Source organism: Lentzea flava, assembly GCF_014648475.1.
In the GTDB taxonomy this organism is placed as follows: Bacteria; Actinomycetota; Actinomycetes; order Mycobacteriales; family Pseudonocardiaceae; genus Lentzea; species Lentzea flava.
In genome coordinates, this window is the sequence record NZ_BMRE01000001.1 from 393138 (window position 1) to 410499 (window position 17362).

Below are 17362 nucleotides of genomic sequence, written 5' to 3' on the forward strand. Positions count from 1 at the left end.
CGGAACGCGCGAAAACCCGGCGGCGGCGCCGGGGAGTGGAGGTACGAGGCCATGATCGTCCTTCTTCGTTGAAGGTCTACCGTTTCTGGGAGCGCTCCCAGGTTGGTGCCGAAATCGGCCCGCCCTCCCGTTGCCGGAAGTGCGGGCCGAAGTGGTGCTAGGTGGTCTGGCGGCCGGGCAGCCGCCAGATCTGGTTGAGCGGGCTGCCCTGGTTCACGGGGTTGCAGGGCCGCTGGTCGAGCAGGGCACCCGACGCGGTGGAGGCGCCGACGACCGCGACGCACTTGCCGCTGTGCCGGGCGACGAGCTGGAAGTCGGTGGGAGGGCTGCCCGCGTAGGTGACCTTCCGCAGGGTGAACTGCTGGTTGGCTCCACCGTTGCAGGTCCACTGGATGATCGCGGCACCGTCCGCTGTGGACACTCCGTTGACGTCCAGGCACTTGCCGGACTGCTGGTTGGTGACCGTGAAGGTGTCGGCCACCCCGGTCACCGGGCTGAAGTTCCACCGCTGCTCGTCGGCGGTGCCGCAGGTGACCTGCTGCTGCCGGGTGCCGTCGGCGGTGCTGCGGCCGGGGTTGGTCAGGCAGGCTTGGGAGTGCTGGGCGACCGCGGTGGACGCGAAGGCCCCGCCAGGAGTGCCCGAAGGCGGCAGGACCGTGATGGTGAAGGACTCGTCGACGTTGGAGTGCGGCAGGTTCACCGTTGTGCCGTTGTTGTTCAGCGTCACGACCGTGTCGATGGCGGTCACCGGGCCAGAGACCGCTCCGCCGTTGTTGTACGGGATGCGCTCGGCCAGCACGCGCACCTGGTTGTTCCTCATCAGGCCTTCGACGGCGTCCAGGCGCCGCAGATTGACCGCGATGTTGCCCGTCGTGCGTCCGCCGCCGACGAGGATCTTGGCTTCACCCGGCGCTTTCGTCGCGAACCCGTCGTAGTTCTGGCTGGGTGTGACCGTGCTGATCTGACCGGTCTGCGAGCCGTAGAAGCGGTAGACCCACCACTCCCCCTTCGGCTGGTGTTGTCCCGCCGAGTTGTGCACGAGCAGGTTGCCGAGGTCGTTGTGCAGGTTGCCGCCGCTGGCCCAGTTGGCGCGCAGGCCGTCCGCGCCCGCCCGTTCCAGCCGCGAGATGTACCAGGAGCCGTCGCCGGGGTTCTGCTCGTTCGACGCGCCGTACTCGTTGATCTGGTACGGCCGCGGGTGCGGGATGCCGCGTGAGTCGAGGGTCTGGTTCGCCACCTGCACGTTCGACACGGGGTCACCCGGCAGGGAGTGCCAGCTGATGATGTCGGGCACGGTGTTGTTGGAGCGCACGAAGTCCAGGTACTGGGTCCACCAGCCCCCGGTCGACGGGGTGCACGCGCAGCTCGGCCCGACGATCAGGTGGGTCGGGAACTCCGCCCGGATGCGCTGGTAGGTGCGCCGCCACAGCTCGAAGTACTGGGACTGCGGGCGGTTCCAGAAGATCGTGATGTTGGGCTCGTTCCAGAGGTCCCACTGGACGGGAACACCGGTGGCTCGCACGTCGGCGATCAGGCGGGTGAGGAAGTTGTCGTAGTCGGTCCAGTTGCCGTTGTCACCAGGGAAACGCGAGATGGCGTATCCGTCGGCGCCCCACAGGTCGTGGGGCAGCAACACGAACTCCCCGCCCAGTGAACGGGTCCGCAGCAGCTGGGCGCGGGTCGAGTTCCACCGCCGGTCGTACTTCCCGGACACCCAGCCGCCAGGACTGTCGAGCTGGGCGCCGCCCGCGCGCATGTACCGGAACTTCACGTCGCGGTAGAAGTTGTCCGCGGGCCCGGACGCGTTCTCCGTCATGCCGTAGATCCAGCCCGACGCCCGGTAGGTCGGAGCGCCGCCGCCCGTGGAGAAGTCGACGGCGATGGACTCGTCCGCCGCTCGCGCCGGCACGGCGAACGCGACGACGGACAGCAGGGCCGCGAGCAGCGACAGGACCGCTCGCTTCTTCGTGGTGGTGTTCACGCCTGCTCCTTCGCAGGGAAAGGTTGCGCAGCGGAGTCCAACCTGGCGGTGTCAGCGGGTGTTCAGGGTCCGGGCCCACTCGTGCAGTTCGCGGGCCTGTTCCGCGAGCCGGTGCTCGTCGCTGCCCAACGGGTCCTTGAAGAAGAAGCCAAGAGCCCCCTGGACACCCGCTCGGCCGGCGGCGTGGGCGGCGGCAACCAGGCGGGCGAGGTCGAGCACCAGCGGAGCGGCCAGCGACGAGTCCAGGCCGCTCCAGGTCAGTTGCAGTGACATCCGTGCGCCGAGAAACCCTTCGAACGACACGTGATCCCACGCGGTCTTCCGTTCGCCGAGATCGGGCACGTGGTCGATGTGCAGGGGCGCGGTGACGTCCTCACCGAGCAACGCCGCGAGTCCCCTGGCCTTGGACGCGAGCTTGCTGTCCGCGTGCGCCGGGTCCTGCAACGTGGCCCCGTCACCACCGCCGAGCAGGTTCGTGCCGGTCCACGACAGCACGCGCAGCGCCCGTGACGTGAACATCGGCGCGAGCGCCGCCCGCACCAGCGTCTCCCCCGTCTTGCCGTCCCGTCCCGCGTAGGGCAGTCCCTTCGAGCGCGCCAGCTCGTCCAGCGCGGGCAGCGCGACGCCCGTGGACGGCGTGAAGTCCACGAAGGCGCACCCCGCCTGGAAAGCGGCGTAGGCCACGAGAGAACTCGGTGGCAGCACAGCGTTGCCCGGCACGGCGAGCGCTTTCTCCAGCTCCGCCAGCGAGTCGTGCGCGACCTGCATCGGTGGCTCGGTCGACGCCACGTTCACCACCACGACGCGGGCCAGGTCGTGCCGGGCGCGGAACTCCGCGATGTCCCCGGCCAGCCGCCGGGCCGCGTCGGCCTGGCTGCCGGACGACGCCGCCGGGTCGTAACCGGGCCGGATCTCCGCGTCCGCGGCGTCCAGCCCGCTCGCGATGCACCCCGTCACGTCGTACGGCAGCACGCCGTCGCGCACCAGCGACTCGACCCGCTTCGCCAGTGGCGTGGTCACGATGTCGTGCCCGCCGACCACGAACGCGTCCCACGGCGGCAGGTCCGCGTCCAGCAGCTCGGTGACGCAGCCGACGGGCGGCACGAGACCCGCGCGCAACGCGAGCAGCCCGCTCACGGCGGTGGTCGCCACCGATCCCCTGGCACCGTTCAACCACAAGCCGATTCGTTCGGTCACGGCCGTCTCCTCTCGTCAGCCGCCGGAGCTGAACGCGGCGTCGAACGAGGCCGACGGCGCGTCGAAAGCGTTGCGGCGCACGAACTCCAGCGCCTCGGGTGCGCCGACGAGGCGGTCCATCCCGGCGTCCTCCCACTCGACGCTGATCGGACCGGAGTACCCGATGGTGTTGAGCATCCGGAACGACTGCTCCCACGGCACGTCACCGCGGCCGGTGGACACGAAGTCCCAGCCGCGCCGAGGATCGGCCCACGGCAGGTGCGAGCCCATGCGGCCGTTGCGGCCGTTGCCGACCTGGCGCCGGGCGTCCTTGCAGTCGACGTGGTAGATCCGGTCGCGGAAGTCCCACAGGAACCCGACCGGGTCGAGGTCCTGCCAGACGAAGTGCGACGGGTCCCAGTTGAGGCCGAACGCCGGCCGGTGGCCGATCGCCTCCAGCGTCCGGACGGTCGTCCAGTAGTCGTAGGCGATCTCGGACGGGTGGACCTCGTGCGCGAACCGGACTCCCACCTCGTCGAACACGTCCAGGATCGGGTTCCAGCGGTCCGCGAAGTCCTGGTAGCCGGCGTCGATCATGGACGTGGGCACCGGCGGGAACATCGCCACGGTCTTCCAGATCGAGGAGCCGGTGAACCCGACGACGGTGTCCGCGCCGAGCCTGGCCGCGGCCCGCGCGGTCGCCTTCATCTCCTCGGCCGCCCGCTGCCGCACCCCCTCGGAATCACCGTCGCCCCAGTTCCTGGCGGACAGGATGCCCCGGTGCCGCTCGTCGATCGGGTCGTCGCAGACCGCCTGACCGGTGAGGTGGTTGGAGATCGTCCACACCTTGAGGTCGTGCTTGGCGAGGATCGCGAGCCGGTCCGCGACGTAGTCGTCGTCCTCGGCGGCCTGCCACGGGTCGAGGTGGTCGCCCCAGCAGGCGATCTCGAGGCCGTCGTAGCCCCACCCCGCGGCCAGCCGGGCGACCTCCTCGAACGGCAGATCGGCCCACTGGCCGGTGAACAACGTGATCGGGCGTGCCATCTCGGTCTCTCCTCCTCAAACCTGGTGCCAGCTGCGGGACAGCGCGCTCGCCTCGACGGCGGCCAGGACGCGCTGCACCTGCAGCCCGTCGGCGAACGACGGGGCGGGGTCGGTGCCCTCGGCCACGGCGCGGACGAAGTCGACGGCCTGGTGCGTGAACGCGTGTTCGTAGCCCAGGCCGTGCCCGGCGGGCCACCAGGCGGCCACGTACGGGTGGTTCGGTTCGGTGACCACGATCCGGCGGAACCCCGCGACGGCGGAGTCCTCGGTGCCGTCGAAGTAGTGCAGGACGTTCATGTCCTCGAAGTCGAACGCCAGGCTGCCCGCGGAACCGTTGACCTCGATGCGCAACGCGTTCTTGCGGCCGTTGGCGAACCGCGTGGCCTCGAACGAACCCAGCGCGCCACCGTTGAAGCGGGCCAGGAACAGAGCGGCGTCGTCCACTGTGACCGGGCCGGTCTCATCGGACGCCGCGGTGCCGGAGAGTCCGGAGTGCGAGGTGGCGACCGGCCGCTCGGTCACGAACGTCTCCAGCGTTCCGGACACCTCGCTGATCGTGTCGCCGAGGATGAACTGGGTGGCGTCCACGATGTGCGCGCCGATGTCGCCCAGCGCGCCGGAGCCGGCCTTTTCCTTGTCCAGCCGCCAGGACAACGGCGCGGCGGGGTCGACGATCCAGTCCTGGAGGTACACGGCGCGCACGTGGTGGATCCGGCCGAGCCTGCCCTGGGCGACGAGGTCGCGGGCCAGGCTCAGTGCGGGCACCCGGCGGTAGCTGAACCCGACCATCGCCCGCACGCCCCGCAGCGCCGCCTGCTCGGCCGCCTGCGCCATGGCTTCCGCTTCCGCGACGCTGTTGGCCAGCGGCTTCTCGCAGAGCACGTGCTTGCCGGCGGCCAGCGCGGCGACGGCGATCTCTGCGTGCGTGTCACCCGGTGTGCAGATGTCCACCACCTGCACGTCGTCGCGGTCCAGCACGGACTTCCAGTCGCTCACCGCCTCCGCCCAGCCCAGGCGCTCGGCGGCCGCCTGGGCGCGGGCGGGGTCACGGCCGCACAGCACGGCCATCACCGGGCGCACCGGCAGGTCGAAGAAGCGGTGGGCGACCCGCCACGCCTGGGAGTGTGCGGCTCCCATGAACGCGTGGCCGACCATCGCGATACCCAGCATCGGTGGCGTCCCAGAGGTCGTCACAGCGGTTGTGCCCCTTTCTCAGGACTCGAAGGCGGTCGGCAGGTAGCGGTCGACGTTGTCCTTGGTGACGACCGGTGCGTACAGCTCGACCTGGCGGGGAACCTCCACCTCGACCAGGTCGCCGAGGCTCTTGCCCTGCACCGCGAGCCGGGCCAGCCGGATGCCGTCCGCGCCCTGGGTGGACGGGTAGACCACGGTCGCCTTGTGCGGGCCGTTGTCCGCCTTGATCTCACGCATCACGTTCGCCGATCCGGCGCCGCCGACCATGAAGAACTCGCTGCGGCCGGAGTTCTTGATGGCGGCCGTGACGCCGACGCCCTGGTCGTCGTCGTGGTTCCAGATGGCGTCGATCTTGCGTGCGGCCTGCAGCAGGTTCGCGGCGGCCTTCTCGCCGCTCTCCACGGTGAACTCGGCCGCGACGCGGTTGCTCACCTTGAGCCCGCAGGTGGCGAGCGCCTCGGCGAAGCCCTTGCTGCGGTCCTGGGTCAGCGGCAGCGAGTCGATGCCCGCGATCTCCGCGACGACGGCGTCGGTCTTGCCCTTGAGCTTCTCGCAGATGTACGTGCCGGCGGACACGCCCATGCCGTGGTTGTCCCCCAGCACGGTGGAGCGCGCGGCGAACGGGCTGTCGAACTGGCGGTCCACGTTGATCACGGTGATGCCGGCCTTCATGGCCTTGAGCGCCACCGGGGTGAGCGCCGCGCCGTCGAACGGCAGCAGGACGATCGCGTCCACCTTGTCGTTGATGAACGTCTCCACCTGGCTGATCTGGAGGTTCACGTCGTTGGTGCCCTCGACGACGCGCAGCTCCACATCGGAGTACTTGCCCGCCTCGGCCTTGGCGGCGTTGGTGATCGCGGCCATCCAGCCGTGGTCGGCGGCCGGCGCGGAGAAGCCGATGACGACTTTCTTCCCCGGCTCGTCGTTGGCGACCTTCACCCCACCCTGGTTGCCGCCGCCCTGGTTCTGGGGCGTGTTGCCCGTGCACGCGGTGAGGGCGACACCGAGTGTCAGCACGGCGATCAGGCGGGTGGTTCTCTTCTGTGGCATGGGTTGTGGCTCCTCGGAGGGCAGCGGTCGTGGAGGCGGCATCAGGTGCCGCTGCGTCTGGCCAGCCGCTGCTGGAGGAGGACGGCGACCACGATGATCGCGCCCTTCGCGACGGCCTGGGCGGAGATGGAGAGGTTGTTGAGGGTGAAGACGTTCGACAGCGTGGTGAAGATCAGGACGCCGAAGACGGTGCCCGCGATCGTGCCGCGGCCACCGGACAGCAGCGTGCCGCCGATCACGACCGCCGCGATCGCGTCGAGCTCGTACAGCCCGCCGTGGGTCGCGCTGCCGGTCGTGGTGCGGGCGATGAGCATGACGGCGGCCAGTCCGCAGCACAGGCCGAGCAGCGTGTAGAGCAGGGCGGTGTGGCGCCGCACGTCGATGCCCGCCAGCCGCGCTGCTTCCGGGTTGCCGCCCACGGCGAACGTCCGCCGTCCGAACGTGGTGCGGTTGAGCAGGACCCACCCGGCCGCCGCGACCACCGCGAAGATCACGACCAGCACCGGCACGCCGAGCACCGACGCGTCGAAGAACGCCGTGAAGCCCCGCACGTCCAGGATCTGCGTCCGCCGGTTGGAGATGATCTCGGCGAGCCCGCGGGCGGCGGCCAGGCTCGCCAGGGTCGCGATGAACGCCACGACCCGGCCGTAGGCGATGAGCACGCCGTTGACCAGTCCGCACGCCCCGCCCACCGCCAGCGCGGTGAACACGACGACGATCCAGTGCGTGCTGTTGGCGATCCCCTGGGTGGCCAGCGTCGTCGCCCACACCGACGAGAGCGCGACGATCGCGCCCACCGACAGGTCGATGCCACCACCGGTGATCACGAACGTCATGCCGACGCTCACCACGCCGATCACCGCCGCGAGCCGCAGGATGGTGAGCACGTTGTCGAGGTCGGCGAACCGGTCGCCGGCGGTGACGACACCGGCCAGGCACAGCAGCACCAGCGCCACCACGAGACCGGTGTTGCGACCGGCAGCGGACCCGAGCAGCGCGGAGATGCCGCGCCTGGCGTCGTTCTTCTCGGTCGCGGGTCTGTCCGGTGCGGTCACGACGGTGTCCTCGCTCATGCGGCATGTCCTTCCATGACCAGGTCGAGGACCCGGGACTCGTCGATCTCGTCGGCAGGTCCGGAGTGGACGACCTGGCCCTCACGCACCACCAGGACGCGGTCGGCCAGGCCCAGGACCTCCTCGACGTCACTGGACACGACCACCACGGCCACCCCTCTGGCCGCCAGGTCGCGGATCAGCTCATAGATCTCGCTGCGCGCGCCCACGTCCACTCCGCGAGTGGGTTCGTCCAGCAGCAGCACGCGACATTCCCGCAACAGCCACCGTGCGAGCACGACCTTCTGCTGGTTGCCGCCGGACAGGCCGCGCACCACGCGGTCGACACCGGGCGGGCGAACGTCCAGCGCCTCGGTGAGCCGGTTCGACCGGGTCCGTTCGGCGCGGTCGTCCAGGAAGCCGAAGCGGGCGAACGACGACAGCGACGAGACGGTGATGTTGCGGTAGACGGCCTGGTCCAGCAGCAGTCCCTGGCTCTTGCGCTCCTCCGGGCACAGGCCCATCCCCGCACGCACGGCCGCCCCGACGCTCCCCCGCCGCAACCGCCTGCCGTCGACCTCGACGGTGCCGTCGGTCGCTTTGCGCGCGCCGTAGACGGTTTCCAGGATCTCCGAGCGGCCCGACCCGACGAGCCCCGCGAGCCCGACCACCTCGCCCGCGCGGACGGTGAGGTCCACCCCGCTGAAGCCGCCGTCGGCGGCCAGTCCGCGCACCACCAGCACCTCCGCCGCCTCCTGCGCGACCGGTACCCGTTGCGGGAACACGTTCTCCAGCACCCGCCCGGTCATCAGCCCGATCAGCTCGGAGGTCCTGACCTCACGGGCCGGCAGTCCCGCCGCGACGGTCCGGCCGTCCTTGAGCACGGTCACCCGGTCACCGATCTCGCGGATCTCCGCCATCCGGTGCGAGATGTAGACCACGGCCACGCCCTGAGCGGTCAGTTCCCGGATGACGCCGAACAGGACCCGCACCTCGTCCGGGTCCAGCACGGCCGACGGCTCGTCCATGATCAGCAGCTTGCTGTCCAGCGACAGCGCCCTGGCCATGCTGACCACCTGCTGGTGCGCCACGGAAAGCCGGCCGACGTCGCGGTCCGGCGGGATGTCGCGATGGCCAAGCCGGTCCAGCAGCGCACGGGTCCGCCGACGTGCCTCCGCCCGGCGGGTGAAGCCCATTGTGGACAGTTCGTGACCGAGGAACACGTTGTCGGCCACCGACAGACCCGCCACCAGATCCAGTTCCTGGTACATGGCGGCCACACCACTGCGCATCGCGGCGGTCGGATTGCCGAACTCGGCGATCTCACCCTGCCAGCGGATCTCGCCTTCGTCCGGCCGGTGCGCGCCAGACAGCACCTTGATCAGCGTCGACTTGCCCGCCCCGTTCTGCCCGAGCAGGCAGTGCACCTCACCCGCCCGAACGTCGAAGTCGACGCCCTGCAACGCGACCACGCCGGGAAAGCGCTTCACGAGGCCCCTGACCTCCAGCAGCGGCGCCGCGACCGTCATCCGGCCGCTCCCGTCCACCAGCACACGGGCGCGCGACCACGCCCCGGCGAGCTCACCATTGAGTCCTCCATGCGCCAACAACCGTTGTGCCATCAGGGAATTCGTCCGTAGAGCAGCCACGCTAACGAGCCGCTTTTCGCGCGGTCAAGGTTGCCGAGGTGGCACATATCGGCCAATTTGCCCCTTGACCAACTGGCTCTGAAGAGCAACGGCAGCGGGCATCACGAACGATCCACTGTGGACGGTCAGCCGTCGGCCTGCTTCGCCAGCACCCTCAGGAACGCGCGGGACCACTCGGGCAGGTCGGGCCAGCCGCGGCAGGACACCATCGCGCCGTCGACGACGTCCGGGCCGTCGGCGAAGGTGGCGCCGGCGAGCTCGACGTCGGGCTTCAACGGCGGGTACGCGGCCGTGGTGCGGCCGCGCAGGAGTCCCAGTGCGGCCGGGACCTGCGGGCCGTGGCAGATCGTGCCGACCGGAAGGTCGTTCGCGAAGAAGTGGGCCACGATGCGGGCCACGTCCGGGTCTGTGCGGATGTACTCCGGCGCCCGGCCGCCCGGGATCACCAGCGCGTCGTACTCCTCCGGCCGCACGTCCGCGAACGCCAGGTCCACGGGCAGCCGGCGACCGGGCTTCTCCGTGTAGGCGTCGCACCCCGGCTCGAAGTCGTGCACCACCAGCTGCACCGGACGCGTCGTGGGCGCGGCCACGACCACCTCGTGGTCGTCCTCCCGCAGCCGGAACAGCGGGTACATCGAATCGAGCTCCTCCGCGGCGTCCCCCGCCAGCATCAGTACTCGTGCCATGCGCGTTCCTCTTTCCCCGTGCGGTTTCGTTCAGTTCTGCGGCAGGAGCTGCCATCGCTGGTGGCGGAAGAGGAACCGTTGACGTCGAGCACCTTGCCCGTCGCGTCGGAGCGCAGCGTGGCCGGTCGGCACACGGCCGCGAACAGCCCTCGTGCCATGCTTGAGCTCCTTGTCCGCCAGCGGAAAGCCCTAGTGCTGGTCACCACTTCCGAGTTCTGTCCACAACGGACGGACGCTCCGGACATGGCCCCGGGCGGACCGAAGAAGGTGGAAGCGGCCGACTGCACGTCTGGTGGTGATCACAGGCGGCGCCGCCGCGTCGAGCACGAAGGTCTGGACAGAGTACGAGACAGCGTTGTCACAGGTACTCCTCGAATCGAGGGCAGGGTGCGCGCGAACACGCGCGACGTACCTAATTCGTTTGTTGACCAGCGAACCGATTAGTCCGACAGTTTCCACGGTAGGGGCTGGGGTGGAACCGGTCAATAGGTCATACATGTCATCGGGATGAGTCGGGTTACTCCACAAGGCGCAAGCCAACGCCGACCAGCAGAGCAGATCACTCTGCATTAGCGAGGACAGGGCATCCCACCCGTCAGGAGGACCTGCCTACAGGCCCCCGATCGTCCAGACCATTTGTATGACTCATCGCTCCATCTGATCACCTGCTGACTGCACATTGATCAGTCTTATGCAGGCCTCACCAATGGAGCGGACACGATTTCGCCGCGAAAGTCCACAATGGATGGAGAGCGATCCTCGACAAAGGACGCTGTGCCGCAGACAGGTCTGCGGCACAGCACATCCTCCAGCGGTTCAGGTGCGCAGGCTCCACTGCTGGTTGGCTCCGCCACTGCAGGTCCAGAGGATGATCCTGGTTCCGTTCGCGGTACCGGCGCCGTTGGCGTCCAGGCACAACCCCGACTGCACACCCGTGATCGTGCCGTTGGCGTTGACGTTCCACTGCTGGCTGGTCTGGCTGTTGCAGTCCCAGATCACGACGGCGGTTCCGTTGCCAGTGCCTCCGTTGTTCGCGGCCAGGCACTTGTTTCCGTACACCTGCAGCTGCTTGCCCGAGGTGTGGGTGAAGCGCTGGTTGGTGCCGCCGTGGCAGTCCCACAACTGCGCTTGGGCGCCGTTGGCCGTGCTCGCGCCGCTGATGTCGACGCACCGCCCGGACTGGCCGCCCACGATCGTGGCGCCCTGCTGACCACCGCTGCCCTGCCGGCGAACGAGCGACTTCGACTCGGCCGAGCGGTTTCCCTGCGCGTCGAGGACGTAGAGCCGGTAGTCACCGGCGGTGGTCGGGACGTCGATCGTCGTCGCTGTGCCGCTCGCCTTGGTCATCGTCGAGCCGGGGACGAAGTTCGTCGTGCCCAGCGGAGCCAGCCAGACGGTCCTGGTCGCGTCACCGATGCTCCGGATCGGAATCGACGGCACCCCGGCGCCGACGAAGGTGCTGCCGGGCAGCGCGTAATCGGGCCGGGAGAGATTGCTCTGCGGGATGACGTCCCGATAGGCGTCCTCCAGTCCGGAGTTCACGGCGATGCTGTGGGCGGCCGCCGGCCAGACGTAGTCGGAGTAGACGAGGATGTCCTGGACGGTGCTGTTCGGCAGGTTCTTGTTGGAGACCTTGTTGATCGGACCGTACGTCTGGGTGATGCTCAGATCGTGTTTGCGTCCGAAGTCGTCGGAGTTGATGAGCCACGTGACGTTCTTGTCGACGCTCAGGACGTTGTCGCGGAAGGCGATGTACGCCGATCCTTCGTCCGGGTGAAGCCCGTACTTGTGTCCGGACGGGACGCCCTGGAGGTAGTTGTTGCTGATCGTGGTTCCCGGCTGGCTGCCGAGCGTGTAGATGGGCGCCGTGTCGTTGAGGCGCTGGACCGTGTCGATGATGTGGTTGTAGCTGATGTTGTTGTTCCGCGCCGTGGTCGTCGGCCGGTTCGGCGCGATGGAACCCGATGAGCCGTCGAAGTTCCACCAGCCCCAGCCGAGGGTGATGCCGCTCCAGGGTGCCTTTTCGATCCGGTTGTGCTGCACGGTCAGGGTGTCGGCGAAGTACGCCGAGATGGGACTGTGCCCGTTGAACAACACCGCGCTGTCGTACAGGTAGTTGTTCTTGATCTCGATGTTCTTCGGAAGTCCTTCGACCTGGGCGGGATACTTCTCGCGGTTCGTCGGCGTGTGGTCCCCGATGTAGACGTGCTGCGGATGGCCGACGGTGATGGCGGACCCGGCGATGTCGTTCGTGTAGTTCCCGATCAACTGCGTGTTCTGCACGTCGTTGACCATGTTGATCCCGTCGACACCGGTGTGCTGCACCCGGTTGCGGAGCAGCGCTATCCCGTCGGCGTTCTCCAGCTGGATGATGCCCGGCGCGGCGTCGACGTTGCGGTAGTAGTAGACGTGGAAGTTGCCCTTGACGTACACGGTGTTGCCGAGGTTGCCCTGCTGGGCCTGTTTGAACGCGGAGCCGGCCACGGTGAAGAGGTTCCAGTCCGAGTGCTGCACCGTGATGCCGGAGAACGTGATGTTGCGCGCGTGGTTGGTCGTGGACGTGCCGGCGACCCGAAGCAGGGTGGACACGTTGTTCGGCGCGTAGACCGTCGCAGTCGCCATGTTCTCCGAGTCGGCCTTGTAGTAGTAGACCGTTTGGCTCGACCTGTCGAAGTAGAACTCGCCCGGCGCGTCGAGGAACTCGTAGGCGTTCATGAACTTGTGACTGCCGCCGGACTGGAAGTTGCCGTTGAACGCGCCCTGCGCAATGGCCCCACCCGGTTGCTGGAACAGCGCGACCCGGTTGGCGCCGTCACTGCTGGTGGTGATCTGACGCACCCCTGCGATGGCCGTCTGCCAGGTCGTCGCCGTCTCGATCTCGATGTCGTCCGGGTTGCGGGAGATCGCGGGCAGGTCGGCCAGGCCGTACTTGGCGCCATCACACTGCGAGCCCGACTCCAACGCCCACGGAGCCTGACCGGCGTTGACGTTGTACGTGCCGTAGCACCCCTGCGAGTTGATCGTCTTGGTGGCCATGAAGGCACGCTTGTCGTTGACGTAGAGCGCCCGCAGCTTGTTGCCGCGACTGAGCGGAGCCTTCCAGATGTTGCCGCTGTGCTGCGTCCAACCTGTCACCTGCACGCCACCGCTGAGCACCGGCGTCTCGTTCTGGTACGCCGAATAGATGACCCGATGGCCGTTCGTGCCCGAGTCGCTCGGCGTGAACTCGACGGTGCCGGTGATCGGGTAGTTCCCGCCGCGAAGCAGGACGTGGATGTCCCCGGACATGTTCGCGTTCACCGCGCGGACAGCGTCCCGTGCACGCGGTAGCGTCCTGAACGGGGCCGTGATCGTCCCCGGATTGGCATCGTTTCCGTCGGGAGCGACGTAATACGTTTCCTGGACGGCGGCCGAGGCACGCCATTGGCCTGCCGTGACCGGCAGCAGTGCGGCGAACGCCAGCACCGCGAGGGCCAGCAACGACCTTCTGACCATGACGGCTGTTTTCACCCTGCTCTCCCCTTCGCTCGGGTCACCCCACTCGCGAACCAACGTCACCTTCCAGCAAGCTGGACGGCGCTGGGGAGCAGTGGCAGATATCTGCCACAGTTGTTCGACACGAAGGTCCTGCACTTCACGCGCGACGAGCCGGCACAGCGGGAGCCACCGTCGGCCGTGCCGCGCGGGGAGCTGCCGATCCTGACGCGGTGGCCGCCTCGGCCTGAACCGCCACGCCGACCGCGACACCCCACCAGCCCACGCCCACAGCCAGCGGCCACCACACGGATTCGGTGACCGCGAGCAGCACGTTGCCCACCGCGCAGGACAGCAGCACGAGCACCGCCGAGCCGAGCACCGCCCGTGCACCGCAGCCCGTCAGGCCCCGCTCAGCCATGACAACACCTCACATTCCGCCGCTTCGGGTGTATCGCCTGCTGCCATGCCCTGTTACGGAAAGAAGTGAGGGTGCAACTTCCTTCGGTGGCGGGATTCCGTTGCCCGCCAAACGTTGCGTGAAGCGGATCGAGCCTTTGCCGCTGTGGTGGCCGAGGAGAAGACACCGAGGGGCCGGGCGAGGCTTTCCCGGTCATTCCGCGAGATCCACACTGTCCACAAGGGAGTTCTGCACCGCGAGCGAGGCGGCCTGCAGCCGGGAGTGGACGCCGAGTTTGGTCAGCACCGCCTGGACGTGGGTGCGCACCGTGGCCGTCGACACGCCGAGCCGCTGTGCCATCGCGGCCGTGCCGTACCCGTCGGCGAGCAAGGCCAGGCATTGCCGCTCCCGATGGGTCAGGAACGACGCGAGCCGGATGACGTCCATGTCCCGGCCGTGCGGGGCACGTCGGACCGGGGGCGGAGAGAGCAGTTCGACCGCGTCGCCCGCGTAGGCACGGCGGATGGCGGCGACGAGCGCGGCCAGTCCGCAGGACTTGTGCACGTACCCGGCGGCGCCGGACGCCATCGCGAACCCCATCCCCTCCGGGTCGTGGTCGGCCGTCAGCATGATCACCTTGGTCACGCCGCCCCCGGCGCGGCGGACGTCGGCGATCGCCCGCGTGCCCTCTCCGTCGGCGAAATGCCGGTCGAGCAGGCAGAGGTCCGGACGTGTCTGCGCGACCGCGGCGATCGTCGTGGCGAGCGCCGCTTCGATGGCGAGCACGGTGAAACCCTGCTGGATCAGCACGGTGCCCAGCGCGTCGGCGAACAGGCGGTGGTCGTCACCGATGACGAGTGTGGCCATCGACGGCTCCTGGCGCGTTCGGCGATGCGCTGGTGAATTCGAGCCGCACGTCGGTTCCGTGGGGCGAACGCCGCCCGAAGTGCAGCACGGCACCGCCGGCGTCCGCGGCTTCGGACACCACCCGGAGGCCTTGCCCAGCCCAGCCGTGCGGGCCGCTGCCGAAGCCCGGGCCGTTGTCGGCGACGGTGATCGCCACCGGCGGCCCCGGTTCGGCGGCCAGCTCCACCAGACCGTCCTGGCCGGCGGCACGCACCGCGTTGCCGACGAGGTTCGTCAAGATCCTCCACAGCGAAAGCTCGTCGGTGACCAGCCACACCGGTGCGCCCGGCCGGACCGTCACCGTCGTTCCGCTGGTGTGCTGTGCCACTTCGGCCAACGCGTCGAGCAACGTGCGGACGGCCACGGGGCGCGGTTCGGCCGCGTCGCCTGCCGCGTGCTGGACGAGTTCGAGCAGGCGGTCCGTCTCATCGGCGATCAGGCTCAGCCGGTGGTGCACCCACGCGGGGGCTCGGTCCGCGGCCAGCAAGGTCTCGGCGAGGCACGACAACGTGAACAGGCCGTGCCCGAGGTCGTGCAGCAGACCTGCGGAATCACGCCATTCAACAACCCCAGGCGGGCGGAATTGATGAACTTCCGATGTCATGGCAGCCCTCACCCAATGCAAGGTCGGTTTCGAGTTGTCAATCGCTGGTTTGTAGCACTGCGTTACTAGGGTCGTTCGGCCCAATCACACCTGGGCACCTTGACCCCCAGCGGGTCTAAAAATCCTCATCCTCGTGAAGGAACCGCACCGATGTCCCGACTTCTACCGTCGCCCACACACTGGCCGCGGCGCGGCCGCACGAGCCGCACCGGGAGATCGCGTGACCACCTCCGATTCCGGCATGCCACTGGTGTTGATGTACCACTCGGTGGACCGGTACAGCGCCGACCCGTACCGGATCACGGTCCGGCCGGACCGCTTCGACCAGCAGATGCGCTGGTTGTGGCGGCATGGACTGCGTGGCGTGTCGATGCGGCAACTGCTGGCAGCGCACCGCAGGGGCGCCGCGGCGGGTCTGGTGGGGCTGACCTTCGACGACGGTTACGCGGATTTCCTCGACCACGTCACGCGGACGCTGTCGTGGTACGGATTCACCGGAACGGTTTTCGCCGTCGCGGGCCGGCTCGGCGGCGTGAACGAATGGGACCCCGACGGCCCGCGGAAAAAGCTCATGGACGCGAAAGCGCTTCGAACCATTGTCACGCTGGGTAACGAGGTGGGTTCGCACGGAATGCTGCACACCCGTCTCCCGGCAGCCGGAGATTCAAAAGTTCGGGCCGAAATAGAACGCAGCCGGACGATTCTGGAATCGATCACAGAGGCACCGGTGACGGGTTTCTGCTACCCCTACGGCGCGGTTGACGGGCAAACGATCACCGCGGTCCGCGACGCCGGGTACGACTACGCGTGCGCGGTGGCGCACTCCGAGCTGGACGGCCGGTTCGCGATCCCCAGAACCTACGTCGGCGATCGGGACAAGAACCTGCGCTTGACCGCGAAAGTGCTGCGGCACGAACTGGCGACGCGCCGGACCCGGCTCGAGCTCGGCGTACCGGGGTGAGACCGATGGTCGCCGTCCTGCACGTCGTCCAGCCCACCACCGGCGGTGCCGCCGCCTACGTCGCGGCCGCCGCGGCCGAGCAGCGAGCCCGGTCCTGGCGAGTCGCGGTGGCCGCTCCCGGCACCGGGTGGCTCGCGGAAACCCTTGCCCGGCACGGCGTTCCACTCCTGCCCTGGGCCGTGACCCGCGACCTGGGCGCGGCGACCGTGCGGGAGGCCCTCCAGCTGGCGCGCCTGGTTCGCGCCTTCCGGCCCGACGTCGTGCACCTGCACTGCGCCAAGGCGGGTCTCACCGGCCGGATCGCGCTGCGCGGCGCGCTGCCGACGCTGTTCCAGCCGCACGGCTGGTCGTGGCTCGCCGCCACCGGGGCGCAGTCGCACCTGGCGCTCGGCTGGGAGCGGTTCGCCACCCGCTGGACCGGCACGGTCGTCTGCGTGAGCGACGGAGAGGCGCGGCTGGGGCGGCGGTCCGGGATCGGTGGCCGGTTCGCCGTCGTCCGGAACGGAGTGGACCTGACGCGGTTCCGCCTGGACGGGATGTCCAAGGAGCACGCGCGCGCGATGGTCGGAGTCGCGCCCGAGGTGCCGCTGGTGGTCTGCGTCGGGCGCATCTGCCGCCAGAAGGGGCAGGACCTGCTGCTCGCCGAATGGCGCAGGGTGCTCGCACTCCGCCCGGACGCGTGGCTCGTCCTGGCCGGCCCTCTCGACGGCACGCGGCCGCCGGGCGCGCGGGGAGTGCATTTGGTCGGCGAGGTCAGCGACGTGCGTCCGTGGCTCTACGCGGCGGACGTGGTCGTGCAGCCGTCGAGATGGGAAGGCCTGCCGTTCAGCGCCCTCGAAGCGCTGGCCTGTGGCCGGCCCGTGGTCGCCTCGGACGTCGACGGGCTCGCCGAGGTGGTCCGGCCGGGCACCGGCGCGGCGGTCGCCACCGCCGCCATCGGTCACGAGATCCTCCGCCTGCTCGCCGATCCCGCCCGCGCCGAAGCGGAGGGCAGGGCCGGAGCCCGGCTCGTGCGACGGGAGTTCGACGTGCGCGAGACCTTCGCACGCCTCGCCGAAGTGACGGAGAACGCCGCCCGTTCAGCAAACCCATGCGTTGGGCATAGAGAACCTCATCCGCTTGAACGAGGACCTCGTCCGACCGCCGTGTGACGGTCTTCCCACCCCGGATCTCCAGGAGCCGTTC

15 protein-coding genes are annotated in these 17362 nt (G+C 69.1%); 2 read left to right on the forward strand and 13 right to left on the reverse strand.

The features are described from left to right. Positions 1-157: 157 nt before the first annotated feature. The 13 genes from IEZ09_RS01940 to IEZ09_RS02000 all read right to left on the reverse strand — a co-directional run bounded on the left by IEZ09_RS01940 (position 158) and on the right by IEZ09_RS02000 (position 15216). Positions 158-1981, reverse strand: coding sequence for an RICIN domain-containing protein (locus IEZ09_RS01940; protein ID WP_229812168.1), 1824 nt, complete (start codon positions 1979-1981; stop codon positions 158-160). A gap of 51 nt (positions 1982-2032) precedes the next feature. Continuing rightward, the gene (locus IEZ09_RS01945; protein ID WP_229812169.1) at positions 2033-3178 is read right to left on the reverse strand and encodes an inositol-3-phosphate synthase; all 1146 of its coding nucleotides are present in this window, start codon (positions 3176-3178) and stop codon (positions 2033-2035) included. A 15-nt stretch (positions 3179-3193) separates the two neighbouring features. Next, positions 3194-4201, reverse strand: a complete 1008-nt coding sequence (locus tag IEZ09_RS01950) for a sugar phosphate isomerase/epimerase family protein (RefSeq protein WP_189251745.1) — start codon at positions 4199-4201, stop codon at positions 3194-3196. A gap of 15 nt (positions 4202-4216) precedes the next feature. Then, complete coding sequence (locus IEZ09_RS01955) at positions 4217-5371, reverse strand: Gfo/Idh/MocA family protein (protein ID WP_229812170.1); 1155 nt, start codon at positions 5369-5371, stop codon at positions 4217-4219. A 42-nt stretch (positions 5372-5413) separates the two neighbouring features. Next, positions 5414-6445, reverse strand: a complete 1032-nt coding sequence (locus IEZ09_RS01960) for a substrate-binding domain-containing protein (RefSeq protein ID WP_189251746.1) — start codon at positions 6443-6445, stop codon at positions 5414-5416. Between the two features lie 41 nt (positions 6446-6486). After that, a complete protein-coding gene (locus tag IEZ09_RS01965) occupies positions 6487-7518 on the reverse strand; it encodes an ABC transporter permease (protein ID WP_189251747.1) in 1032 nt (343 codons plus the stop codon). Further along, on the reverse strand, positions 7515-9026 hold the full coding sequence (locus IEZ09_RS01970; RefSeq protein WP_189251748.1) for a sugar ABC transporter ATP-binding protein: 1512 nt from the start codon (positions 9024-9026) through the stop codon (positions 7515-7517). Before IEZ09_RS01970 ends, IEZ09_RS01965 begins: the two co-directional genes overlap by 4 nt. 245 nt (positions 9027-9271) lie before the next feature. After that, the gene (locus IEZ09_RS01975) at positions 9272-9832 is read right to left on the reverse strand and encodes a DJ-1/PfpI family protein (protein ID WP_189251749.1); all 561 of its coding nucleotides are present in this window, start codon (positions 9830-9832) and stop codon (positions 9272-9274) included. After that, complete coding sequence (locus IEZ09_RS01980; RefSeq protein WP_189251750.1) at positions 9817-9990, reverse strand: hypothetical protein; 174 nt, start codon at positions 9988-9990, stop codon at positions 9817-9819. Before IEZ09_RS01980 ends, IEZ09_RS01975 begins: the two co-directional genes overlap by 16 nt. A 658-nt stretch (positions 9991-10648) precedes the next feature. Continuing rightward, complete coding sequence (locus IEZ09_RS01985; protein WP_229812171.1) at positions 10649-13342, reverse strand: RICIN domain-containing protein; 2694 nt, start codon at positions 13340-13342, stop codon at positions 10649-10651. Between the two features lie 124 nt (positions 13343-13466). Further along, entirely contained in the window at positions 13467-13727 is a 261-nt protein-coding gene (locus IEZ09_RS01990; RefSeq protein WP_189251751.1) for a hypothetical protein, read from the reverse strand. A 192-nt stretch (positions 13728-13919) separates the two neighbouring features. Beyond that, positions 13920-14573, reverse strand: coding sequence for a LuxR C-terminal-related transcriptional regulator (locus IEZ09_RS01995; protein ID WP_189251752.1), 654 nt, complete (start codon positions 14571-14573; stop codon positions 13920-13922). Further along, a complete protein-coding gene (locus tag IEZ09_RS02000; protein WP_189251753.1) occupies positions 14551-15216 on the reverse strand; it encodes a sensor histidine kinase in 666 nt (221 codons plus the stop codon). The genes IEZ09_RS01995 and IEZ09_RS02000 overlap by 23 nt, the downstream gene beginning before the upstream one ends. 220 nt (positions 15217-15436) lie before the next feature. Between IEZ09_RS02000 and IEZ09_RS02005 the strand changes: the two genes are divergently transcribed. Both IEZ09_RS02005 and IEZ09_RS02010 read left to right on the forward strand, forming a co-directional pair. After that, positions 15437-16177, forward strand: coding sequence for a polysaccharide deacetylase family protein (locus tag IEZ09_RS02005; RefSeq protein ID WP_229812172.1), 741 nt, complete (start codon positions 15437-15439; stop codon positions 16175-16177). A 5-nt stretch (positions 16178-16182) separates the two neighbouring features. Further along, positions 16183-17328, forward strand: coding sequence for a glycosyltransferase (locus IEZ09_RS02010; RefSeq protein ID WP_189251754.1), 1146 nt, complete (start codon positions 16183-16185; stop codon positions 17326-17328). The last annotated feature ends 34 nt before the right edge of the window (positions 17329-17362 follow it).